Annotated in this window: 21 protein-coding genes and 2 tRNA genes; 16 read left to right on the top strand and 7 right to left on the bottom strand. The window is 44.9% G+C overall.

The window, feature by feature from the left end; translation table 11 throughout:
* Positions 1 to 25: 25 nt before the first annotated feature.
* Entirely contained in the window at positions 26 to 1,138 is a 1,113-nt protein-coding gene (locus LMJ53_RS08650; protein ID WP_229585683.1) for a hypothetical protein, read from the top strand.
* 554 nt (positions 1,139 to 1,692) lie between these two features.
* On the opposite strand, the gene LMJ53_RS08645 is transcribed toward LMJ53_RS08650, so the two are convergent.
* Together LMJ53_RS08645 and LMJ53_RS08640 are read right to left on the bottom strand one after the other, a co-directional pair.
* Positions 1,693 to 1,769: transfer RNA gene (locus LMJ53_RS08645), tRNA-Met, on the bottom strand.
* 174 nt (positions 1,770 to 1,943) lie between these two features.
* Positions 1,944 to 2,020, bottom strand: a tRNA-Met gene (locus LMJ53_RS08640).
* A gap of 206 nt (positions 2,021 to 2,226) precedes the next feature.
* On the opposite strand from LMJ53_RS08640, the gene rlmKL reads away from it, so the two are divergent.
* From rlmKL to rmf, 5 genes are all read left to right on the top strand, one after another.
* Positions 2,227 to 4,341, top strand: coding sequence for a bifunctional 23S rRNA (guanine(2069)-N(7))-methyltransferase RlmK/23S rRNA (guanine(2445)-N(2))-methyltransferase RlmL (rlmKL, locus tag LMJ53_RS08635; protein ID WP_229585682.1), 2,115 nt, complete (start codon positions 2,227 to 2,229; stop codon positions 4,339 to 4,341).
* The gene (locus LMJ53_RS08630) at positions 4,341 to 4,589 is read left to right on the top strand and encodes a glutaredoxin family protein (protein ID WP_229585681.1); all 249 of its coding nucleotides are present in this window, start codon (positions 4,341 to 4,343) and stop codon (positions 4,587 to 4,589) included. The genes rlmKL and LMJ53_RS08630 overlap by 1 nt, the downstream gene beginning before the upstream one ends.
* Positions 4,589 to 6,505, top strand: a complete 1,917-nt coding sequence (locus tag LMJ53_RS08625) for an ATP-binding cassette domain-containing protein (RefSeq protein WP_229585680.1) — start codon at positions 4,589 to 4,591, stop codon at positions 6,503 to 6,505. Before LMJ53_RS08630 ends, LMJ53_RS08625 begins: the two co-directional genes overlap by 1 nt.
* Positions 6,506 to 6,522: 17 nt before the next feature.
* Entirely contained in the window at positions 6,523 to 8,337 is a 1,815-nt protein-coding gene (locus LMJ53_RS08620; protein WP_229585679.1) for a DUF3466 family protein, read from the top strand.
* Positions 8,338 to 8,636: 299 nt separating this feature from the next.
* Positions 8,637 to 8,819: a ribosome modulation factor gene (gene rmf / locus LMJ53_RS08615; RefSeq protein ID WP_229585678.1), complete on the top strand. Its 183-nt coding sequence runs from the start codon at positions 8,637 to 8,639 to the stop codon at positions 8,817 to 8,819.
* 99 nt (positions 8,820 to 8,918) lie between these two features.
* On the opposite strand, the gene fabA is transcribed toward rmf, so the two are convergent.
* Positions 8,919 to 9,431, bottom strand: a complete 513-nt coding sequence (gene fabA / locus LMJ53_RS08610) for a bifunctional 3-hydroxydecanoyl-ACP dehydratase/trans-2-decenoyl-ACP isomerase (protein WP_226752196.1) — start codon at positions 9,429 to 9,431, stop codon at positions 8,919 to 8,921.
* Positions 9,432 to 9,620: 189 nt separating this feature from the next.
* Between fabA and LMJ53_RS08605 the strand changes: the two genes are divergently transcribed.
* From LMJ53_RS08605 to LMJ53_RS08595, 3 genes are all read left to right on the top strand, one after another.
* Positions 9,621 to 9,878 carry a hypothetical protein gene (locus LMJ53_RS08605; protein WP_229585677.1) on the top strand — a complete coding sequence of 86 codons (258 nt, stop codon included), beginning with the start codon at positions 9,621 to 9,623 and terminating at the stop codon, positions 9,876 to 9,878.
* A 72-nt stretch (positions 9,879 to 9,950) separates the two neighbouring features.
* Positions 9,951 to 10,811, top strand: coding sequence for a 6-pyruvoyl trahydropterin synthase family protein (locus tag LMJ53_RS08600; RefSeq protein ID WP_229585676.1), 861 nt, complete (start codon positions 9,951 to 9,953; stop codon positions 10,809 to 10,811).
* Positions 10,771 to 11,607 carry a M23 family metallopeptidase gene (locus LMJ53_RS08595; protein ID WP_229585675.1) on the top strand — a complete coding sequence of 279 codons (837 nt, stop codon included), beginning with the start codon at positions 10,771 to 10,773 and terminating at the stop codon, positions 11,605 to 11,607. Before LMJ53_RS08600 ends, LMJ53_RS08595 begins: the two co-directional genes overlap by 41 nt.
* A gap of 23 nt (positions 11,608 to 11,630) precedes the next feature.
* Here LMJ53_RS08595 and LMJ53_RS08590 read toward each other — a convergent pair whose 3' ends face one another.
* Entirely contained in the window at positions 11,631 to 13,397 is a 1,767-nt protein-coding gene (locus tag LMJ53_RS08590; RefSeq protein WP_229585674.1) for a M61 family metallopeptidase, read from the bottom strand.
* A gap of 144 nt (positions 13,398 to 13,541) precedes the next feature.
* On the opposite strand from LMJ53_RS08590, the gene LMJ53_RS08585 reads away from it, so the two are divergent.
* From LMJ53_RS08585 to LMJ53_RS08570, 4 genes are all read left to right on the top strand, one after another.
* Positions 13,542 to 13,940: an acyl-CoA thioesterase gene (locus LMJ53_RS08585; RefSeq protein WP_226752201.1), complete on the top strand. Its 399-nt coding sequence runs from the start codon at positions 13,542 to 13,544 to the stop codon at positions 13,938 to 13,940.
* Positions 13,941 to 14,011: 71 nt separating this feature from the next.
* On the top strand, positions 14,012 to 14,479 hold the full coding sequence (locus tag LMJ53_RS08580; protein ID WP_229585673.1) for a DUF962 domain-containing protein: 468 nt from the start codon (positions 14,012 to 14,014) through the stop codon (positions 14,477 to 14,479).
* Positions 14,480 to 14,710: 231 nt separating this feature from the next.
* Positions 14,711 to 15,706, top strand: coding sequence for a sensor histidine kinase (locus LMJ53_RS08575; RefSeq protein WP_229585672.1), 996 nt, complete (start codon positions 14,711 to 14,713; stop codon positions 15,704 to 15,706).
* A complete protein-coding gene (locus LMJ53_RS08570) occupies positions 15,699 to 16,517 on the top strand; it encodes a LytR/AlgR family response regulator transcription factor (protein WP_229585671.1) in 819 nt (272 codons plus the stop codon). The genes LMJ53_RS08575 and LMJ53_RS08570 overlap by 8 nt, the downstream gene beginning before the upstream one ends.
* Positions 16,518 to 16,525: 8 nt before the next feature.
* Here LMJ53_RS08570 and LMJ53_RS08565 read toward each other — a convergent pair whose 3' ends face one another.
* The gene (locus tag LMJ53_RS08565; RefSeq protein WP_229585670.1) at positions 16,526 to 17,521 is read right to left on the bottom strand and encodes a 6-phosphofructokinase; all 996 of its coding nucleotides are present in this window, start codon (positions 17,519 to 17,521) and stop codon (positions 16,526 to 16,528) included.
* A gap of 163 nt (positions 17,522 to 17,684) precedes the next feature.
* Here LMJ53_RS08565 and LMJ53_RS08560 point away from each other — a divergent pair, with 163 nt between their 5' ends.
* Positions 17,685 to 18,656: a DMT family transporter gene (locus tag LMJ53_RS08560; protein WP_229585669.1), complete on the top strand. Its 972-nt coding sequence runs from the start codon at positions 17,685 to 17,687 to the stop codon at positions 18,654 to 18,656.
* Between the two features lie 81 nt (positions 18,657 to 18,737).
* On the opposite strand, the gene pyk is transcribed toward LMJ53_RS08560, so the two are convergent.
* Positions 18,738 to 20,174, bottom strand: a complete 1,437-nt coding sequence (gene pyk, locus LMJ53_RS08555; RefSeq protein WP_229585668.1) for a pyruvate kinase — start codon at positions 20,172 to 20,174, stop codon at positions 18,738 to 18,740.
* A gap of 115 nt (positions 20,175 to 20,289) precedes the next feature.
* Positions 20,290 to 21,147: a MurR/RpiR family transcriptional regulator gene (locus LMJ53_RS08550; protein WP_226752208.1), complete on the bottom strand. Its 858-nt coding sequence runs from the start codon at positions 21,145 to 21,147 to the stop codon at positions 20,290 to 20,292.
* A gap of 278 nt (positions 21,148 to 21,425) precedes the next feature.
* Here LMJ53_RS08550 and zwf point away from each other — a divergent pair, with 278 nt between their 5' ends.
* Together zwf and pgl are read left to right on the top strand one after the other, a co-directional pair.
* On the top strand, positions 21,426 to 22,898 hold the full coding sequence (gene zwf, locus LMJ53_RS08545; RefSeq protein ID WP_226752209.1) for a glucose-6-phosphate dehydrogenase: 1,473 nt from the start codon (positions 21,426 to 21,428) through the stop codon (positions 22,896 to 22,898).
* 2 nt (positions 22,899 to 22,900) lie between these two features.
* Entirely contained in the window at positions 22,901 to 23,590 is a 690-nt protein-coding gene (pgl, locus tag LMJ53_RS08540) for a 6-phosphogluconolactonase (protein ID WP_229585667.1), read from the top strand.
* Positions 23,591 to 23,600 lie beyond the last annotated feature (10 nt).

Genomic DNA, 23,600 nt, shown 5'->3' with positions numbered 1-23,600 from the left:
ATTCACAAATGGAGCCATGTGGCCGATGAGTAATATTCAAACTAATTTAATTGCCGAATTTCAAATAATTGGATTTTCTTCGCCCGTGTTTACGTTGGCTGAGCTGCAAAGCCTATTCGAACAAAATGGTATCTGGGTTATTAATGGTCAAGAATATGATTCAAAGCATGTAAGAACTATTTTTGCGAATTGCTCTGTAGGGCCAGGTAACCGAGTGGGGGAATCTGTTAAAAGAGGGCATTTACCGATGTTTATTAAGTGCCCTGGTAAAGCTGTGTATTCGTTCTATGAAAAATCTGCATCTTCTGATGATAGACACACTTCGGTACTTGTGCAGCAATTTAAACTTCTCGTAACACCTCAAAAAGCCAAGATGTTGAGCAGTGACTGCATTGAAAAGCCAATAGAACTAACTTTTTTGACAAGCTCTCATGCTGAATTCTTTGCCAAAAATATGTTAAACCTAAGCAATGAGACATGGGCTGGTGGCAATGTTCTTGCCTTTGCTAAATATTTATCAGAAAAAGGGTTTCCTCTAAACTTGTCTGACTATCTGAATCAAAAACTTTATCGAAAAAATCTTTTTGAGTTCGTCCGCAAAAATGCTAATAGCACATTAGATTGCTGTATTTCTATTCTTGCTTGGGGTGGAATGAACCGTGAGCATGCTTTACAAGCTTTTGCTTGTTGGAGTGAGTGGGAACCCATCGCGATCAAAATCCGATCTGGCGAACTCACTCGGAGTGAAGCTTATAATGCGTTCAGTGAGCTCAGGAAGAGTAAAAAGTTAAAAGGACTTGGTGCTGCCTATTTTACGAAGATTATTTATTTTTTGTCTAAATCCGAATATCGCGGTTACATCATGGATCAATGGACTGCCAGATCGTCTAATTTATTGCTCAATACAAAACTAATTGAACTGACTAAAACCACCTTAAAATACGGAAAATTATCTTACTTTGTTTCAGATAAAAATAGCGCTGAGACCTATGAAAAGTTTTGTCTATTCGTAGAACATCTTGCGCAAGTTTACCAAACAACTCCTGACTTGATTGAGATGAGCTTATTCTCGCAAGGCTATGGTATGGGTAAATGGCGCAATTATGTTATAGCACAAGATAGTTATTTGTATTCTTGAGCATTTTCTTGCTGCAATGGACTCTTTTTTCAAAGCTGCGTATTTCGAGGGCTTCTGGACACCCATTTAGGTATTGTTCGGCCATCCCTTCTCTCCCTGCTGCTATTCAAATAAGTTGCTTAGGACGAACGATATGAACGTATGCATGTTTCGGATTCATCCGAAACATGCAGTGACTAAGGATTTTAAGGCAAAGGTCAAAAATAAGTGATTTTAGGTACTGGCAGGGGGTAAAAATTTGAACTGTATGAAAAATTTTGTCACAGATCCGTCACAGCAGGGTGTAAAAATGAAATTTCCTTGTTCCCTATAAAGGGAGGCGCATGTTTATCAATGAGTTATTAAGAAGTGTAAAGTGGTTGCGGGAGCCCTGCTGTTTATGAATAGCGAACCGACGACCTTCGGGTTACCGAAATTTAGACACAAAAAAATCAGCACAAGGCTGATTAATATGTTGGTTGCGGGAGTCCTGATCTTAGTGAAGAGCGAACCGACGTCCGTCGGGTTACCAAAATTTAGACACAAAAAAATCAGCACAAGGCTGATTAAGATGTTGGTTGCGGGAGCCGGATTTGAACCGACGACCTTCGGGTTATGAGCCCGACGAGCTACCAGGCTGCTCCATCCCGCGTCCGATATTATCCCCGAGCAGTAGAGATAATGGGTTGATTTGCAAGACGTTAATTGATGACCTTTATACAAAACAAGTCACAATTGGTTGCGGGAGCCGGATATAGACCTTCGCCCCGTGGTTATAAAGAGGAGCCCGAGGGCGACTTTATATAATCACTTATCACAATCAATTTGGTTGCGGGAGCCGGATTTGAACCGACGACCTTCGGGTTATGAGCCCGACGAGCTACCAGGCTGCTCCATCCCGCGTCCGTCATTGCGGGGCGCATCTTAGTGTTTTTAGATAAGCGATGCAAGCGGTTAATTGCAATATTTTTGCGAATGCCATTCAACTGCTGCTTTAAGCAGCGGCTTGTTGTTTTTAACATCAATATCGTTGCTAACGATAATTCTTCAAACGTCTTTAAAGCACATTCTGTTATACTACCGGCCATTTTATTTGAAGGTTGGGTGTTATGCTGGAATTCTGGGCTTTAACGTCAAAAGGCGTCGAAGAGCTGTTAGCCGATGAGATACGTTCACATCAAGGCGAAGTATTAAAAGTTTCTATGGGTGTGGTGCGCTTTAAAGCCGAACTGAGCAGTGCGTATCAACTGTGCTTATGGTCGCGCTTGGCTACCCGTATTATGCGGCTGATCCAGTCAGAGCCGGTAACAGCAGAAACCGATCTTTATCAAGTGGCGCGTAAAATCGATTGGCCACAGCTCATGACCATTCGTCAAACGCTTGCCGTGGATTGCGTGGGTAAACATGCCACTATCGATAACAGCCAGTTTGGCGGTATGCGTTTAAAAGATGCCATCGTCGATCAATTTCGCGAAGAAACCGGTCAGCGCCCAGATGTCGACCGGTTAAACCCCGATATGCGCTTCCAAGTACGTTTAGAGAAAAACTTCTTTCATTTCTTGCAAGATTTCTCTGGCCCATCATTACATCAGCGTGGTTATCGCGCCGGGCAGGGTGAAGCGCCATTAAAAGAACATCTGGCGGCCGCCTTATTAAAGCGTTCGGGCTGGACACCCGAGCAACCGTTATTTGATCCGTTTTGCGGTAGCGGCACCATCATTATTGAAGCGGCGTTAATTGCGCTGAACAAAGCCCCCGGCTTACAGCGCGAGCGTTTTGCTTTTGAAGGCTGGCCTGGCCATCGTGCTGCCATATGGCAGCAACTTAAAGCCGCCGCTAAGGCGCAAGAGCGCAGTTTACCCGATCAGATACTCTGTTATGGCAGTGACACCGACGAGCGCGCTTTAGGTAAAGCGCGGCAGAATATTGCGCGTGCTGGTGTCGCACATTTAGTCAGTGTCGATTATGGTGATGCCACGGCATTACAAAAAGCGGTTAGCGAGCAACCGGGTGTGATTGTCACTAACCCGCCTTATGGTGAGCGGTTAGGTGATTTACCCAGTTTAATTCCGTTATACAGCAAATTTGCCTTAGCGTTAAAACAGCATTATCAAGGTTGGCGTTTAGCCATTATTACCTCAAATGCCGATTTACTGCGTTCATTGCGTTTATCAAAAAGCAAAACGTACAAATTTACCAATGGCCCACTGGATTGTGAATTCACCTTATTTGAATTAACTGAAAAACAAGTAGCGGTCAGCTCAAGTGCACCGTCGCTGTTTTATAGCGAAAGCAGCTCTTTTGGTAATCGCTTGGCGAAGAATTTAAAACAATTACAAAAATGGGCCAAACGCGAAAACCTAAATTGTTATCGTTTATATGATGCCGATATTCCAGAATATAACGTCGCGGTAGATTGGTACGACGGCGAAGTGGTGGTGCATGAGTATGCGGCACCGGCTACAGTGGATGAAGATATTGCACAAAAACGGTTGTTTGATGTGGTTAATCAAGTGCCTACGGTACTGGGTATTACATCTGATAAAATGATTTTAAAAGTGCGGGAAAAGCAAAAAGGCACCAATCAGTATCAAGCCATGGCCAAAGCGGGGCAATATAAAGAAGTGTCAGAATATGGCGCGCGCTTTTTGGTTAACTTGCGTGATTACCTGGATACCGGTTTATTTTTAGATCACCGCTTAACGCGTCGGCTTATTCAGCAGCAGGCTAAAGGCAAAACGGTTCTTAACCTCTTTGCTTACACCGGCACCGCGTCTGTTCACGCTGGTATAGGTGGTGCGGCGAGTGTTACGACCGTCGATATGTCGAATACTTATTTAGATTGGGCAAAACGCAACTTTATGCTAAATGGCCTACAAGGTAATCAGTATCAGTTTGAGCAAGCTGACTGTTTACAGTGGCTGTCACGTAATCGCAATTTATATGATTTGATCTTTGTGGATCCGCCCACCTTTTCTAATTCAAAGCGGATGGAAGACAATTGGGATGTGCAGCGCGATCATGTGAAATTAATCAATATGTTGATAGGGCGGTTAGCACCCGGTGGCAAGGTAATTTTCTCGAACAATAAGCGGCGTTTCAAAATTGATCAAGCCGCCTTAGTTGAGTCTGGTTGGCAGGTAAAAGAGATTTCTGCCGCTACCTTACCAGAGGATTTTAAACGCAATCCGCACATTCACGTGTGTTTTGAGTTAACGCGTTAATGGCCGTTTATACCCTTTACAGTACTTGGGGTTGCCATCTGTGCGAAGAGGCAGAAAGCCTGTTAGCGACAGTCGGCATTGCCGAGCATACTCAGGTTCTGGATATTATCGACGATGAACAATTGCTAGCGCGTTTTCGGGTGCATATCCCGGTGCTAGCTGGCATCGATCAGCAAGGTAATGAAAACCTATTATATTGGCCTTTTACAGCGGCACAGTTACAGCATTGGCTTAAGGATACAAAGTAGTGGAGTTATTACGTTTTCAACAGGCGAGCTTGGCTTTTGGTACCAACCCGGTATTAGACCAAGTCGATTTTAGTTTATTCAGCGGCGAACGCGTCTGTTTAGTCGGCCGAAATGGTGCAGGCAAATCAACCTTTTTAAAATTGCTGACCGGTCAACAAAATTTAGATGATGGCCAAATCGTTATGACCAACGGTGTTATTTTAAGCCGTTTAGAGCAAGATCCCCCGGCGAAAATGGACGTGAAAATTGCCGATTTTATTCGGGAAGGTGCCGGCGATTTAGCGGATAAGGTACAGCAATTTTATACCTTATCTGAAAACTTAGACGGTGCCGGCGATGCTGAATACCGTTTATTTGAAAGCCTGCAAGCTGATTTAGATGCCCGCGATGGTTGGGGTTTAGAAGCGCGAGTTGAAATGCTCTGCCAACAGTTTGAAATGGACGGTAATAACAGTTTAGCGACCTTATCAGGAGGTTGGTTACGTAAAGCGGCTTTAGCCCGCGCGTTAATTGCCAAGCCCGATATTTTGTTACTTGACGAGCCAACCAACCACTTAGATGTGGCAGCCATTAACTGGCTTGAGCAATTTTTACTAAGCTTTGGCGGCGCCATTATTTTTATTTCGCACGATAGGGCGTTTATTCGCGCCTTAGCCACCCGCATTATCGATTTAGATCGTGGTCAGCTCACTTCGCACCCCGGTAATTATCAAGAATACCTCGATCGTAAGCAAAAAATGCTAGAAGACGAGCAACAACACAATTCACTCTTCGATAAACGTTTAGCTGAAGAAGAAGTGTGGATCCGCCAAGGTATTAAAGCGCGCCGCACCCGCAATGAAGGCCGCGTCCGCGCCCTTAAAGCATTACGGCAAGAACGTGCTGCCCGCGTTGAGCAATTAGGCAAGGTCGATTTTAATATCGAACAAGCGGCGCGTTCAGGCAAGTTAGTATTTGAAACCAAAGCGTTAAGCCATGCCTTTAGTGGTAAAGCGGTGTTGAACGACTTAGATTTGTTGGTGATGCGAGGTGATCGGATTGCCTTATTAGGGCCAAATGGTGTAGGTAAGTCCACACTGATCAAATTACTGTTAGGTGATTACCAGCAAGATAGTGGCGAGATTAAACGCGGTACCAATTTAGAAGTGGCTTATTTTGACCAACACCGGATGGCGCTGGATTTAAATGCCACGGTGCAAGATAACGTGGCTGATGGTAAACAAGAAATTACCCAAAACGGTCAAACACGGCATGTATTAAGTTACTTACAAGACTTTTTATTCCCGCCATTGCGCGCTCGTACACCGGTGCGTGCTTTATCGGGTGGTGAGAAAAACCGTTTGTTATTGGCGAAATTGTTTGCACGGCCAAGTAACTTATTGATCCTCGATGAACCGACTAACGATTTAGATGTGGAAACCTTAGAGCTGTTAGAAGATATTTTACAGCAGTATCAAGGTACCGTGTTGTTAGTTAGCCATGACCGTGAATTCGTTAATAATACCGTAACCAGCTCATTATTATTTGCCGGCGAAGGCAAAATTATTGAATTAGCCGGTGGTTATGACGAAGTCATTGCTTGGCAAAAACGTCAACAAACGGCGCAAAGCAGCAAAGCGCCAGTAAAAAATAATGATAAAAACAACAGCCAAGTTGAGGAAAAGCCGATACAGGCTTCTGTTAATAATGGTAAAAAGCTATCATACAAAGAAAAGCGCGAGCTAGAGCTGTTACCTGCCTTAATTGAAGAGCTTGATCAACAAGTCAAAGCCTTACAGTTGGAAGTGAACGACGCCGAGTTTTTCAAAGGTTCTGCTGAGCACACACAGCAAAGATTGAACCTATTACAAGATACCGAGTCGAAGCTGGCGCAAGCGTATACGCGCTGGGAAGAATTAGAAGCTGCAATTTCGTAAATTTTTAGGGGCCATGCATGAAATTATCACCGATCAGCTTAGCATTATTGCCGTTGCTGACAGTATTTACGGCGCAAGCCGCGGTGTATCAGATCGTTGAATTAGATACTACCACTAAAGTTCGTTCTACCTCGGGCGTTGCGGCAACGCCTCAGGGTGAGGTAATTTTTAATGGCAGCACCTTATTAGACTTTGAAATTGATCTTGATGAAATCGATTTTGAAAGTGAAGTCATCTTAGCGCTATTTACTGATGAGCAGATCGAAGAAATTAATAATGGGATCTTCAGTTCTACGGTTAAAGCCACGTTAATCAGCTATCTTAGTTCACAAGCTTTTGTCACTATTCAGCCTGTTGGTTCGACACGTGTTATACGTCAAACGCAAAATTCAGGGCAATCACAAGTGGTGTTGCGTGATACGCAGCAAACCAAAAATAACAGTGAATTTGCTTATGCCGTAAACAACAGTGGTTATATTGCAGGTATTGCCACCGCGCCATCCTTTAAAAGCACTTTTACGCCCACGGCTGCGCCAGTAGCTGAAGGTGAAGAGCCGGTTGAGCCAGCCAATCCTTATACTGCCTGGATCCCAGAAGCCGGCTACTTGTTCGGCTATGTTGTTAATGGTCAGCAAAGCACCGCTTTACCGCCGCAGTTTTCTAGTTATGGTGGTGGCATGTCAGCGGCCCTTGATATTAATAACAATAATCTGGTGGCGGGTTTCACCTCTACCGGTATTACTACAACCACTCAAGAAACCATTGATTCAATTTGTACCGGCTTTAGTCAGCCAATACAGTATTGTTTAAATCAAGTGCTGACTGCCAGAAGCGTCAATGTGCTGTCATTGCTCAGCAAAGTACGTTTATATGGAACGGTAGACTCTTATACCGAGGGCTATGAAGAGCGTGCTGCTCTTTGGCAATATGCACCAGAGGGTTCAGCGGTTTTAAATCGCACTTGGGGCTTTTTAGGTGAGAAAGGTACAGGTTTAGCGGCAACGACTTCTGAAGATTATACCGTGCCGGTATATTACAGCCGGGCTAATTCTGTTAATGACAGCGGTATTGCTGTCGGTAGTTCGTTGTATTCAGACACCAGCCGTGTTACGACCTTTTTAGATGGTTTTGGTGGTGAATTCCGGATTATATACAGTGCACCACATGCCACTATCTTTAATGGTGACAGCGTGACCGGCTTTATTGATACTGAAGAGTGGCTGGGCAGTGTCGCTACAGATATTAATAATCAGAATTTAATAGCGGGCTATGCGCTGAAAAACATCAATAGCAGTGTTCGCTCACGTTTTTTTACTTACGATATGAATACGCAAACCTTGCGTTTTCCTGAGGGTTTTTTCAGTAGTTCAGGTACTGAACCGCTGGATATGAATAACCAAGGTCAGGTAGTTGGCCGGGCTGAAGTGATTGTTGGCGGTACTACCTCACGTCGTATTAATGCTTTTCTGTATGATAACGCCAGTAACACCTTTACTAATTTAAACAGTTTAGTAGGCTGTGATGCGCCTTACACTTTAGTTGAAGCAACTTCAATTAATGATGATGGTGTGATCACCGCTACCGCGCTGATTAAGCGAGTGGTGTATGGTTATAATGGCGAGCCAGTGCTTGATGAAAACGGTGATGTGTTTGAATCTGAGCAAGCGACCACCGTACGTTTACAGCCTATTGCTAACGGCCAAGTTGAAGACTGTAATACTGAACAAAATACCTATGAACGTAACGCCGGTTCACTTTCAGCGTTATGGTTAATGTTGCTAGGTACTTTACCTTTATTACGTCGTCGCTACCGCACGCGATTAAGCCGATAAGCGATTAGGTTTACGGCATAAAAAAAAGCTGCTTCGGCAGCTTTTTTGTTGGCATAACCTCATCGCCTACGCTTTATGCTTTTATGTTTGAAATTCACCTTGCCTTATAGCACTTCCATCTAAAAATAAACAACCTCAAAAACCGACTAGTTCTCATGCCGTTAGTTAAAGTCAAGTTGTTTATTATAGTAATTTCGCTTGAACCTTTTGCCGTCTTTGACTATCTATTAACTGTAACATTCAGCGATTAACGGTGTTGAGTGTTATTTCTAAATAAAAATTGTGAGGAAGATTGCCGTATGAAAAGACAAAAACGTGATCGTCTGGAACGTGCTCATGCTCAAGGTTATCGTGCTGGTGTTACCGGCCGTTCAAAAGAACTTTGTCCTTATCAAAATTTAGACGCTCGTTCTGAGTGGTTAGGTGGCTGGCGGGAGGCCATAGAAGATCGTAACGTAGGTTTATTTAACAAAGGCGCCTAGAATTCATTTACACTTAAACCAAAGCCCCGTACTTAGACGGGGCTTTTTGGTATTAAGCGCTCAGTGCTAAAACGCACTAAAGCTTACAGGCAATACGCATTAGAAGCTGGAAGTATCCTGAAATAAACCCACTTTAAGATCGGTCGCTGCATAGATATCGCGTCCGTCGACACTCACTACACCGTCACCAATCCCCATAAACAGTTTGCGTTTAATCACACGTTTCATATTGATGGTGTAAGTCACTTTCTTCGCCGTTGGCAATACTTGACCGGTAAACTTCACTTCACCGACACCTAAAGCACGCCCTTTACCCGGGCCACCGGCCCAACCTAAGAAAAAACCAACCAGTTGCCACATGGCATCAAGGCCTAAACAACCTGGCATAACAGGATCGCCCTTAAAGTGGCAAGCAAAGAACCACAGCTCAGGGGTAATATCTAATTCGGCAATGATTTGGCCTTTGCCATATAAACCGCCTTCTTCAGAGATGTGTACAATGCGATCCATCATTAGCATGTTGTCAGAAGGGAGTTGGCTGTTGCCTGGGCCAAACAATTCACCGTTGCCGCAAGCGATTAAATCTTCTTTTGAAAAGCTATTCTTAGTCATGTATGTTTATCCAATAAAAATGCTGCATCAGCTTAGCGAACAGCTGTACGCTAAACAAGTCCGATTTGTTATAGTATTAACGATTTCTGCAGGTAAATCATTCTAAAACGGTTTGTTCAGCGCTGAAACTGAACCAGCCACACTCCGACACCAAGCAGGTGCGGGTAACGCGTTATGATGGAGTGCCCCATGAGTAATGAAAAAACGCCGGCGTTAAGTAACGCAGAAAAACAACGACGCTACCGTGATCGGCAAAAAGACTCCGGTAAAAAAGAATTACGCGGCTATTTAACACCAGAAGCCTTAAAGTGCTACGAAGATATTGTGCAAAAAACGCAGTGGAACGACAGCACTATTTTGAGCAATGCGCTGCGTTTAATGTATGCCGCACATAAACTTGGCCAAGTGGGGATTTTAAATAGCTGGTTAAATGAACATAAACGCTAAAAGTGACGCCACCGTGTGGTAAAGGTATAATAGGCTTCATTTTTTGCTTGATGCTTATTTCAGGAAGGCGCCATGATTTTATTTGTGCAGGATCTTACCGTAATTGATTTTTCTTATCTGCATCGGCAGCGTGGCATGTTAGGTGAAAGCTTTATTGTCGATGTCGAGCTACACGGTGCTTTAGATGACACCGCTATGGTGTTCGATTTTGCTAAAGTGAAAAAAGTGATTAAACAAGCGATTGACCAATTAGTTGATCACAAGCTAGCCGTTGCTGCGGCATGTCCTGCGCTTCGTCACAGTGAAGCAGAGCAAATGATTGTGCTGCAGTATCAAAGTGAACGCGGCACCTTACAACTCGCTTGTCCGCCTTCTGCTTTTGCTTTTATTCCCGGTACAGAGATTAACGAGCAAACGGTAGCCCATTTTCTTGAGCAACAAATCAAACCCTTGTTACCTGATAATGTCGCTAAACTCGTTTTAAAATTGCGCAGCGAAGCGATGCGCGGTTTTTATTATCATTACAGTCATGGTTTGAAAAAGCATGATGGTAATTGTCAGCGCATTGCCCATGGTCATCGCTCTACTATTCAAATCTTTGAAGATGGCATGTTAGTGCCACGCTTAAATAAAATGTGGTGCGAGCGCTGGGAAGATATTTATTTAGGCAGTAAAGACGATCTCGTTTCGGCCGAAGCCTTGTCGTTTTTAACGCCGGGCAGCGATGATTACAGCTTCCGTTATCAGGCTACCCAAGGTTGGTTCGAGTTATGTATTCCTGCCAGTCATTGTGAACTTGTGCCTTGTGATACTACGGTAGAATGTCTGGCCGATTTTATTGCCGATCAGTTAAAAGCGGCCAATGGCAGTAAACAATATAAGGTTGTAGCTTATGAAGGTGTGGGTAAAGGCGCTATTGCTTTGCGCGATTAGTGTTGCGGCTAACGCCGCGGAAGTGGTGTTACATGGCCCATTAACCCAAGGCAGTTTGATCCGCGGTCAGGCGCCGATGGGTGCTCAGGTTTGGTTTAACGAGCAACCGGTTGTTGTGAGTGCGCAAGGCCAATTTGTTTTTGGTATTGGCCGTGATGCGGCACTGCAACATCAACTTAAAGTGGTACATCAAGGTAAGCAACAGCAATTTCCGCTGCGCTTTACCGCCAGAGAATACGATATTCAGCGGATTACCGGCGTGGAGCAAAAGTATGTAGCACCGCCAAAAGAAGTTAGCGCGCGCATTGCCAATGATAATGCTAAGGTGCGGCAAGTTCGCACCACCTTAAGCGAGCTTGATGCCATTTTTAGCACACCGGTGCGCCCAGCCGCAGGGCGTATTAGTGGTGTTTATGGCAGTCAACGTGTGTTTAACGGCCAACCGCGCAATCCGCATTTTGGTTTAGATATTGCCGCTCCGGTTGGTGCACCGGTATTGGCGCCATGGCCAGGTAAGGTGTTACTGGCTGAAGATCTGTATTTTTCAGGGTTAACGGTAATTGTTGATCATGGCTTTGGGGTGAGCTCAACCTTTATGCATTTAAATGCCATTAAAGTAAAGGTTGGGGATACCGTAGCACAAAGCCAACATATTGCCGATATTGGGGCGACAGGCCGCGTTACCGGCCCGCATTTAGATTGGCGTATCAATTGGTTTCAAGAGCGGCTTGACCCGCAACTGTTGTTACCCGAATTTACGCCAAACCAAACGCAGCGTTTAGCGCTTACCCCTTAAAGCTAAAAAAGGGTTGTTGAGTTTTAACTCGACAACCAGTGTTTTACTGTTACTTCGTTAGCTACGTTTAACATGGCAACTGCTGGCGCAGCCTGTTGTATCGGTAGTGCCAACTCAAGTAATCGATCTTTTCTAAAAATGAATAACGGCTGCACCGAACCCAGCGGTAAACGCAGCATTAGCTCCGTTAAACTAGTTTCGCTGATCTTATAACCGCCCAAGGCCACTAATTGGTCGCCGCTCATTAATCCTGCTTGATGGGCAGCAGAGCCCCAATATAATTGCTGAATAAACACGCCTTGCGCTGTCGTTTTAAGGCTGCAGCCTAAACTGGCTGGCACGACCTTACTGCTTTCACCGGCCAGATCGCTAAAACTGCTAGGCGCGCGCTGTGTTAAGGTTAGGCCTAGTTTACCCAAGGTTGCTGCCAGCGGTAAGGGTTTGGCTTCATTGATCCAGCCCGTCAATTGCGCAGCGAGTTCGGGTAATTGCCATGCGATGAGCTGCTCGAATATAGCGTTATCCGAGGTGCCTGTTGCAACATGCTGCTGATACAGTTGTCGGCAAAAAGCAGCCAAATTTAATCCTTTAGATTGCAATTCAGCCTCTAGCAATAAGGCCACTAACGCTCCTTTCGCGTAATAACTGACCACACTGTTAACCGCATTCTCATCTTGTAAATAAAATTTAGTCCACGCGGTAAAGCTGCTATCCGTCAAACTTTGCTGACTATCTGAGGGGTTGCGACTGACCCGAGTAATTAATTTCTCTAACACCGTTAAATAACGGCTTTGCTCGATAATACCGCTTTTAACTAAAGCTAAATCATCAAAGTAAGAGGTAAAACCTTCATAAAGCCATAATTGCCGACTGTATTGCTCTTTGTCTAAGACATAGGGCGTAAAACATTGTGGTTTTAAGCGTTTTACCCACCAAGTATGAAAGTATTCATGGCTGAATAAGCCCAACAGATTCTGATAGGCTTCGGTTAATTCTGTTTGTTGTACTGCAGGTAAGTCATAGCGATTACACAGTAACAAGGTACTAAATTTATGCTCTAAGCCACCATAGCCTTGCTCGGTCACCCAAAGTAAAAACCAATATTGATCTAAATTTTGCGGCAATGCGCCAAATACATCGCGCTGTACCTGGCAAAGCTTGGCGACATCGGCAGTTAAGCGCGCTTCATCAAACAGGTTATGACCACTGACCACGACGTAATGCGGCACACCATCTAGATTAAATTGCTGCACATTAAAAATGCCCACCAGTAAGGGGCTATCTATCAGATGATCATAGTTATCAGCCTGATAACAACCAAAGTCGAGCGGGGCGGTATGAGTTGCTTTGGGCATGGCCGTAGCAACACGCCATGCCGCGCAGCGAAGATCAGTGGGTTTGTGCAGAGTAAGTGAATGGGGCTGTGCCGTCATTTCACTGACGTTTAAACACAGACAAGCCGGGTTGAGCACTGCCAGTTCATCATCAACATAGGCTGCGCGAACCGATAAATCATTAGCGTAAACTTGGTAAGTTACGGTGACCGGTTGTTGCCCACAACTGAGCTGCCAAGATTGTTTATCACGTTGCTCCAGATGAAGTTCACCGTCGGCATCATAAGCATTGATGTTGACAATATGCCGTGCAAAATTACGCACGAGGTAACTGCCAGGGATCCAAGCCGGCAGGGTTAACTGATGCACTGCGCTGCAAGGCTCAAAACGCAGCGATAGGGTGAGTAGATGCGCACTGATATCATCAAAGGTTATTTCATACTGCACGGCTGACATAACGGGATCTCCAAAGGCTTATGCTAACGGCTAATTGAACGCTATTATGCCGTTTCGTTATTAAATTACCAAATGCGCCACAAGTGTTCAGCACTCAGGGCCGACATCACGTATAATATGTTGATTTATCAGTTAAGGAATCTTATGTCTAACGAAGCCCTCATCATAAAGCGCATGGAATATGCTGTTACTCGAGTGACAAAAACGGTATTTCCTGGGCGTACCAATCATCATAATACGTTATTCGGTGGTGAAGCCTTAGCTTGGATGGATGAAGCTGCCTTTATTGCCGCGACGCGTTTTTGTCGTAAGCCGTTAGTTACCGTGTGTTCCGATCGCGTCGATTTTAAAGAATCCATTGCGGCGGGAGATATTGTCGAGTTAGTTGCCCGTGTTGCGCACGTCGGTCGCACCAGTATTAAAGTACAAGTCGATATTTTTGTTGAAAACATGTACAACGACAATCAGCACAAAGCGATTTCGGGTAGCTTCACTTTTGTCGCTTTAGATGAAGATCGCAAACCCACACCCGTGCTAGGCTAAGTTGCACTTGTATAACTGGCCTGACCTTGTTATGTTGCGTTAAAAATTAGCCCTGCCAGAGAGTTAGCCACATGAAGTCAGCAACAGAGTGGTTTAGTGAATACGCCGTTAGTCATCAAAACCCGGTTAATAAAGCCATCCATTGGGTAGCGGTGCCGCTTATTTATGCGTCGGTGTTGGGTTTGCTGTGGCAGATCCCTATGCCATTTTCAGGCTTGGCTGAGCAGGGCATTAATTGGGCTTTGTTACTGGTAATGCCCGCGTTACTTTTTTACTTTTTACTCGCTTTTAGTTTAGGCCTTGGCATGACCATCTTTACCGCTGCCGTGGTGACAGCGCTAAGAGCATTGGAGCAACAAAGCCTGTTTGCCATTTGGCAAATTGCCGCTGCGGTGTTTGTGTTGATGTGGATCTTACAATTTATTGGCCACAAAATTGAGGGTAAAAAACCGTCATTTTTTCAAGATCTGGCCTTTCTGTTGATTGGTCCTGCCTGGTTACTCGGTTTCATTTTGCAACGTTTTCGCATTCGCTATTAATTTAGTTTGTGATGTGTGCGCGGTTTTATGGCCAAAGTTGCGATTAATGTCTGGTTGTATACGGCAGGTAGCCGAGGCATTGTGCGCAGCTATCGTTATAATGCCTCTCTATTATGGTAGAAACCGGCGTCAACATTGAATAAACTTTTCGAAGATAGAAACCGACAATTCTGGATCCTGCATTCCCTCGGCTGGCTCGGTTTCGCTATAGTCAATTATCTCAGCTCTCTGATGTTAGACACCCGAGATGCTTTTCTGATCGTGATTAGCCTCGATGCCTATGTTGGTTGGTTATTAACCATACCGCTGCGCTATCTTTATCGTAAAGTCTGGTTCTGGGAACCGTGGAAAATGGTGCTGGTTATTTTGGCAGCGGCATTATTAACGGCGTTAGTTTGGACGGTGATCCGTAATTTTAACTATTGGGAGATCTATCGACATGGCTACCGCCCAGCCGACTGGTTTTTATACATCCGTGATACGCCCGTGGCCTTTTACGTTATGCTTAGTTGGAGTGGCTTGTATTTTGGTATTAAGTACTATCAAACTTTACAATTAGAAAAACAAAAACTGCTAACGGCAATGAATAAAGCGCATGAAGCGCAGTTAAAAATGCTACGGTATCAGCTAAACCCCCATTTTTTGTTTAATACACTGAATGCCATCTCAACCTTAGTATTAATTAACGATAACGATACTGCCAATAAGATGGTCAGCCGTTTAAGTGATTTCTTACGCTATTCGCTGTATAAAGACCCGATTAATAAGGTCATGCTTGAACAAGAGATCTATGCGGCGAGGTTGTACTTAGAAATTGAAAAGGTGCGATTCTCAGAACGACTAGCAATAGTGATCGATTTAGAGCCTGGCACCGAAAAAGCTTTAGTGCCCAGTTTAATTTTGCAGCCATTAATTGAAAACGCCATTAAGTATGCGGTGGCAAGTCAAGTTGATGGGGGCGAGATCACCATCAAAGCCAAACGCTTTGGGCATGATCTATTGCTTGAGGTGGCCGACAATGGCCCAGGTATGCCGTTAGTTGATGGCTTAGTTAAAGCTGCTGACAACACGGACAGTGGCGTTGGGCTAGTGAATACACGAGAAAGACTGGCTGCGTTGTACGACAATGATTTTGCTTTGGTATTAACTCATAATCAACCGCAAGGTGTAAAAGTGAATATCAGAATTCCATTACAACTAGAGAAGACGGATATTGAACATGCTTAATGTAATCGTAGTGGATGACGAACCCTTAGCGCGCAGAGGTATGTTAGTTCGATTAGCTGCATTTCCTGAATTGAAGGTGATTGCAGAATGTGCGAATGGGCCTGATGCTTTAAAAGCCATTATTGAGCTGTCACCCGATTTGGTGTTTTTAGATGTCGAAATGCCAGGCATGGACGGTTTTGCTGTGTTAAAGCAATTACAGGCGCAAGAAATTAAATTGCCCTATATCGTCTTTGTGACGGCTTATGATCAATATGCCTTTAATGCTTTTGAAGTGAATGCATTAGATTATGTGTTAAAGCCTGTAGAAGCGGATCGGCTGAAAGCGGCGGTAGATAAGGTGATTACTTATCATGGGGCGTCTGACAATCTTAAACATAAAGATCAGCTGGCGGCGGCGGTGGCACGTTTAACCGGTGATCAAGCCAATCACATCTTAGAGCGGTTAGATAAAGCCGAGCCTGTGGTGAACAGTCGTTTCCCAGAAGCGATCAGCATTAAAGACAGTGGTGAGATCACCCGGGTACCGGTAGCCGAAATCGATTGGGTGGATGCTGCGGGCGATTATATGTGTATTCATACTCGCGACGGCCAAACCCATATTTTACGCCGTACCATGAAAGAATTAGAGAGCGAATTAGATCCAAGGCAATTTGTGCGGGTGCATCGTTCGGCTATTGTCAATGTACAAACCATTGCTAAACTGCAAATGCTCAGCAATGGCGAACATCAATTACTGTTAACTAATGGCCAAGCGGTTAAGGTCAGCCGCAGTTACAAAGACCGTGTAAAACAAGTGTTTAGCCATTAACTGCCCCTTTAATAACTGCCCACTTGCTGTTGCCAGCGCACTAAGTAAGGATCAATCGCCTTAGTGCGATCGCCGGTTTTAGCCAGTGGGTACAGGGTTACTTCACCGTGTACTTCTCCGGCCATTTGTAAATGCGCCCCTTGTTGTAAGGCTTCCACCGCATAAGCACCCAGTTTAGTGGCTAGGATGCGATCTGCGCCAACTGGGCTGCCGCCACGTTGAATATGCCCCAAAATACAGGCCCGACATTCAATACCAATCGCTTTGGTGAGTGCTTCAGCTAGCGCGGTGGTGCCGCCAGGGTAACTGTTTTCAGCCACTACAATAATGTAACTGGCTTTGCCCATTAACAGTTGGGCATGCTGTATTGGCGTGGTGATTTGACGTAAATCTGTGGGCGTGATCTGACTAAACTCCGGGCAAATAATTTGCTCGGCACCGCCGGCAATCCCTGCGGCTAAACTGATATAACCGCTGTGACGCCCCATCAGTTCCACCAGAAAAATACGTTCAAAGGCATCGGCTGTATCGCGAATTTTATCAATAGCATCCAGTGCTGTATCAATGGCTGTGGCATAACCAATGGTGTTGGTGGTGCCATCAACATCATTATCAATGGTGCCGGGCACGCCAATAATTTGCCCATCATAATACCGAGCAATTTCCAAGGCACCTCGAAAACTACCATCGCCACCAATCACAATTAAGGCATCGATATTCAATTGCTGTAGGTTATCGGCGGCCAGTTTGGGGCCTTCTGGCGTTTGCAGAGCAGGGCAACGTGCACTTTTTAATATGGTGCCGCCACGTTGAATAATATTATGCACATGCTGCGGTAGTAAGGTGCGGTATTCTTGCTCTAATAAACCGATGTAGCCGTGCTCAAAGCCGATCACTTCGATACGACATGCCGCCGCCGTTAGCACCACGGCTCGAATGGCGGCGTTCATTCCCGGCGCATCTCCGCCTGAGGTCAGTAATGCGATCCGCTTAATGGTAGCCATATAATTATTCTCCTTTGCCATAAGCCTTGATTATAACGACAGATCTCTAATTTACTTTGATTTATCGCAATTTGATAGAAACACCGCGACAGTAGGCCGAGTTTTAAGCGACAATATAACCCCTTCTTGTTGATTCGTTATTTTGTTTAGGAAAACCTGCGGCATGCATCAAATTACCGGTAAAACCTTGATCGGTTTCTTACTCGCCTTAACCACCGCCGTGCTGTGGGGGGTATTACCCATCGCATTAAAAGTGCTATTGGAGGTATTTACCACCAATACCATTACTGCTATTCGTTTTTTGTTTGCTGCTTTGATGGTAGGGGTTTGGCTTGGTCTAAGAGGTAAGTTGCCGTCTTTGGTGTTAATGAAACAGCGCAAAATCTTTATCTTAATGGCCATTGCTGTGGTTGGCTTGCTGCTTAACTACATTTTATATTTATCGGGTTTGAATAACTTAACCGCAGAAACCGCGCAAACCTTAATACAATTAGCGCCATTTTTAATGATGCTTGGCGGTATTATTATTTTTAAAGAGCGTTTGTTGCTCTGGCAACGCGTTGGTGCCATGTTGTTGGTCAGTGGCTTGTTGTTATTTTTTAACGAGCGTCTGCTAAGTTTAATTGTGCAGGCCAGCAATGAAACGCTTGGTGTGATCCTGGTCATTTTTGCGGCCATTACCTGGGCCGCCTATGCGTTGGCGCAAAAACAATTGTTAGTCAGTTACAGCTCTAAGCAAATTATGTATCTAATTTACTTTGCCGGTAGTATTGCGTTTATTCCGGTGTCAGACTTCACGCCACTGGGGCAATTAAGTGTACTGCAATGGTCCTTGCTGCTGTTTTGTTGTTTAAACACGGTGGTAGCTTATGGTGCTTTTGCCGAAGCCTTACACCATTGGGAAGCCTCGAAGGTCAGCGCGGTATTGGCGATTACGCCGTTAATTACCATTTTAAGTGCCAATGTGGTCGCGGCAATTTGGCCGACCTTGTTGGTGCCACAGCAACTGAATATTTGGTCTTGGTTAGGCGCTATCTTAGTGGTAATGGGCTCTGCGTTAACGGCTTTAGCACCGCAGTTCGTGCAATATCGCGAAGCACGCCGAGTGCGAAAACTACAACGCGATGTGCTTTAACACAAGACAACTACCCTAATATTCAAACACGCTAAACAAAAAGGCCCTGCATTGCAGGGCCTTTGCTTATCATATAAAAGCTTATTTAACGGTAACGATGCGGCAGGTATTAGACGCGCCAACCTGTAACATCACATCGCCGTGCGTCATAATGACTAAGTCACCTGATTTTAAACCGGCTTTCTCTCTGATCACCTTGATGGCTTCATCCGCTAAAGACAAGGCTTCCACTTCGGTGCTGTCAAAATGCACGGGATAAACACCACGATACATAGCCATTTTGTTCAGGGTTTTGGTATGGCGCGATAGCGCATAAATTGGCTGTGGTGAGGTGATACGAGACATCAACTTCGCAGTATAGCCTGATTCAGTTAAGGCAATAATGGCTTTAATACCTGGTAAATGGTTTGCCGCATACATGGCAGACAAGGCAATAGTTTCACTGACTTCTGTGAAGTTCAAGTTCATTCGATGCTTAGAGCTTTGCACTGATGGGTGTTTTTCAGCACCAATACAAACACGCGCCATGGCTTTTACGGTTTCAATGGGATATTTACCTGCGGCAGTTTCAGCAGACAACATGACACCATCAGTACCATCTAACACGGCATTGGCCACGTCCATGACTTCTGCACGCGTTGGCATCGGGCTTTCGATCATGCTTTCCATCATTTGCGTTGCGGTGATCACAATGCGATTTAATTGGCGTGAACGCGCGATAATGCGTTTTTGTTGGCCAACCAGTTCAGCATCGCCAATCTCAACACCCAGATCGCCACGAGCTACCATCACGGCGTCAGAAGCACGAATAATATCGTCGAGGGTTTCATCATCGGCAACGGCTTCAGCACGTTCTACTTTCGCCATAATGCGGGCTTCAGAGCCTGCAGCCACGGCAAGTTCACGGGCATAACGTAAATCATCACCAGAACGCGGGAAAGAGACGGCTAGGTAATCAACATCAATTTCAGCGGCAGTAATAATGTCGCGTTTGTCTTTTTCGGTCAGGGCAGGGGCGGTTAAACCACCACCTTGGCGGTTGATCCCTTTATTGTTACTTAATTTACCACCGATAGTGACTTCAGTAATCACGCGCTCGCCTTGCACGTCATTTACTTTTAATACAATACGGCCATCATCTAACAGCAGTAAGTCGCCGGCAACGACATCTTGTGGCAGTTGCTTGTAATCGATACCCACTTGCGTGTTATCGCCTTCACCTTTACCTAAAGTGGCATCTAGCACGAAGGTTTGACCTTCTTCTAGCATAATGGCGCCATCTTTAAAGGTTGAAACCCGAATTTTAGGGCCTTGTAGATCGCCTAAGATGGCGACATTGGCGCCTAACTTAGCCGCGGCAGCTCGGACCATCTCAGCACGTTGCTTGTGATCTTCTGCCGTTCCGTGAGAAAAGTTTAAACGAAAAACGCTGGCACCAGCGCTGATCAATTTCTCTAGGATAGCTTGCGTATTAGTTGCGGGGCCGAGGGTGGCGACGATTTTAGTTCTTCTGAGCATCGATAACTCCTGCTGTTGAAGCTGTGAATAGCTTACTACTTAGTCTAATGTAATTTTATTACATAACCTAGCAGAAAACTGAATTAAAATTACAAAAACGATCATATTTCCACGCTTAGCTGATTTGATCTTTTTTATCAAAGCGTGAACCACGCAAACTATCTTTGACTTTCTTTAAGTTTTCTCGAAACTTACTGCCACGTCTTAAGGTAAAGCCGGTCGCTAAAATATCAATTAATACCAGTTGCGCGACCCGCGAAGCCATTGGCATATACATGTCCGTATCTTCGGGTACATCGAGAGAAAGCACCAAGGTACATTCCTTAGCTAACGGGCTGTCATAAGCCGTAATACCAATAACCGTTGCATCGTTTTCACGCGCTATCGCTGCGATATCACACAGGTTTTTCGTTCTACCCGTGTGGCTAATACACACGACCACTTCACCATCACAGCTGTTAATTGCCGACATACGTTGCATAACGATGTCATCAAAGCACACCACCGGGACGTTAAAGCGAAAAAATTTGTTTTGTGCATCATGGGCTACCGAGGCAGAAGCCCCCAGGCCAAAAAATGAAATTTTCTTGGCTTGGGTTAAGACATCGACCGCGCGGTTAATGGCGCTAATATCGACACGTTGCCGTGCAGTATCCAGTGCAGCCATGGTCGATTCAAAAATTTTGGCGGTGTAAGCTTCTGGGCCATCTTCTTCTTCGACATGCCGGTTCACATAAGGCGTACCATTAGCAAGACTTTGCGCCAGGTGTAGTTTAAAATCAGGAAAACCTTTGGTATCGAGTCGACGGCAAAAGCGATTAACGGTGGGCTCACTAACATCCGCTAACTTTGCTAAAGAAGCAATGCTACTATGAATAGTGGTTTGAGGATTCGCCAGAATAACGTCTGCAACTTTGCGTTCAGATTTACTGAAGTTATTGACACTATTAATAATTTTTTCAAGTACGTTCATTCGCTGCTACCTGCACTTATCATTCCTCGTAAGGTCGAGGTGAGTTTTTTAAGTTTAATGATCTGTCGGTTATACTGTTTTATTTCATTTGTGCCGACAAAACAGTATTAAATTTACCACAAAACCTGAGGAATAGGATAAAACCTGCACTATAATACTACTTTAGTTAAATTTTGAACAGTTCTGTAATTAAATTACATTATATGGCGTTTACAAGCGACATTCTCTCCGTTAGTATGGGGTAAGTGTTGTAAAATTACATCTTTTAAGGCTGAGTTATGACAACCTCCAAGCAAAACCAGGCATGTGATCTTATTTTATTTGGCACCAAGGGCGATCTTGCTCGCAGAAAATTGTTGCCCGCATTATATCAACTTGAGAAAGCCGGTTTATTAGCCGCAGACTCCCGTATTATTGGGGTAGCGCGTGATGATTTAGATAACGCTGCCTATATTGAACTGGTTAAAAGCAACCTAACGCGCTTCTTAAAAAAAGAAACCCTAGATGAAACCGTTTGGGAGACCTTATCTAAAAAGCTGCATTATGTTTCTATCGATTTAAAAGAAACGGCTGATTATAAAAAGTTGGCTGAGGTGGTGGATATCACCAAACGCGTACCCGTGAGTTATTTCGCTACACCGCCTTCATTATTTGGCGATTTGTGTCGTGGTTTAGCAGAAGCAGGTTTAGCCGCAGAGCCATCGCGAGTGGTGCTTGAAAAACCGATTGGTCACGATTTGCAATCGTCTTACGTGATTAACGATCAAGTGGCTGAGCATTTTAAAGAGTGCCAAATTTATCGTATCGATCATTACTTAGGTAAAGAAACGGTACTTAACTTATTAGCCCTGCGTTTTGCTAATGCCATTTTTGCGTCTAACTGGGATCACAATGCCATTGACCATGTGCAGATCACCGTGGCTGAAGAAGTCGGCGTTGAAGGTCGCTGGAGCTACTACGATGATGCGGGTCAAATGCGCGATATGGTGCAAAACCACTTATTACAAGTGTTGTCACTGATTGCCATGGAACCGCCTGCACGCCTAGATGCAGATAGCATTCGAGATGAAAAATTAAAAGTATTAAAAGCCTTACGTCGTATCGATGACAGTAACGTACAAGAAAAAACCGTACGTGGTCAGTATTCGGCAGGTTTTGCGGCGGGCCAAGCCGCACCCGGTTATTTAGAAGAAGAGGGCGCTAGGCCGAACAGTAAAACCGAAACTTTTGTGGCGATCCGGGTGGATATTGATAACTGGCGTTGGGCAGGTGTGCCGTTTTATTTAAGAACGGGCAAGCGCATGCCGAAGAAACACAGCGAAGTGGTGATTTGTTTCAAGCCACAACCGCACAATATTTTCAAAGCCACTTACCGCGATTTACCGGCCAACAAATTAATTATTCGTTTACAGCCAGATGAAGGTGTCGAAATTCAGGTAATGAATAAGATCCCAGGTCTTGGTGAGAGCATGCGTTTACAACAAAGTAAGCTAGATTTAAGTTTCGATGAAACTTTTAAATCACAGCGTATTGCGGATGCTTACGAGCGTTTGTTACTTGAAGCGATGCTGGGTAACCAGTACTTGTTCGTTCGTCGTGATGAGGTTGAGCAAGCTTGGCAATGGGTTGACGGTATTATCAACGCTTGGAAAAACACCAATGAGCCACCGAAGGCCTATCAGGCAGGTACTTGGGGCCCCGTTTCGTCTATCTCGATGATGGCACGTGACGATCGCAATTGGGACGAATAAGCATGAATTTACAAACGTTTACAGATAGCAACGCTTTAAACCAAGCCTTTGCCCAGCAATTACTGACTATTCTCAGCACGACGATTGCCGAACGTGGCCAAGCGACACTGGTTGTTTCGGGTGGCCGTACGCCATTAGCGTTATTTAGCACTTTGGCCAATACTGAGCTAGCTTGGGATAAAGTGACCATTTTATTGGCCGATGATCGTTATTTACCCACCAGTGCTGAGCACAGCAACGAGCGGCTGGTTAAGGCCAATTTATTACAACAGCATGCGGCTAAAGCACACTTTATTAGTTTATATGCCGAAGCCGCGGATGCGTTTGCTGCCGTACCGCAGATTTTGCCCCGTGTTGCGGCTTTGCCGACGTTTGATGCCGTTATTTTAGGCATGGGTGAAGATGGTCATACGGCATCTTTGTTTCCGTGCAGCCAACAGCTGGCGGCAGGTTTAGCTGATGATGCACCGGCGGTTCTGGCCACAGAGCCCACCAGTGCCCCTTATCAACGGATCAGTTTAAGCAAAGCACGTTTGTTAGACAGTCGGCATATTTTTCTGCATTTAGTGGGTGAAAACAAATATCCGGTTTTACAACAAGCATTAGCCGACACCGATCCAATGGAAATGCCCATTCGAGCATTCTTACAGCATCCATCCATCAGCATTGATGTGATGTACGCACCGCAATAGAGGTTTTAGT

This window comes from Rheinheimera sp. UJ51 (genome assembly GCF_020819615.1).
Taxonomy (GTDB): Bacteria; Pseudomonadota; Gammaproteobacteria; order Enterobacterales; family Alteromonadaceae; genus Alishewanella; species Alishewanella maricola.
Note: the sequence above shows the minus strand (reverse complement) of the source record. Positions and strands in the feature narration are given on the sequence as shown.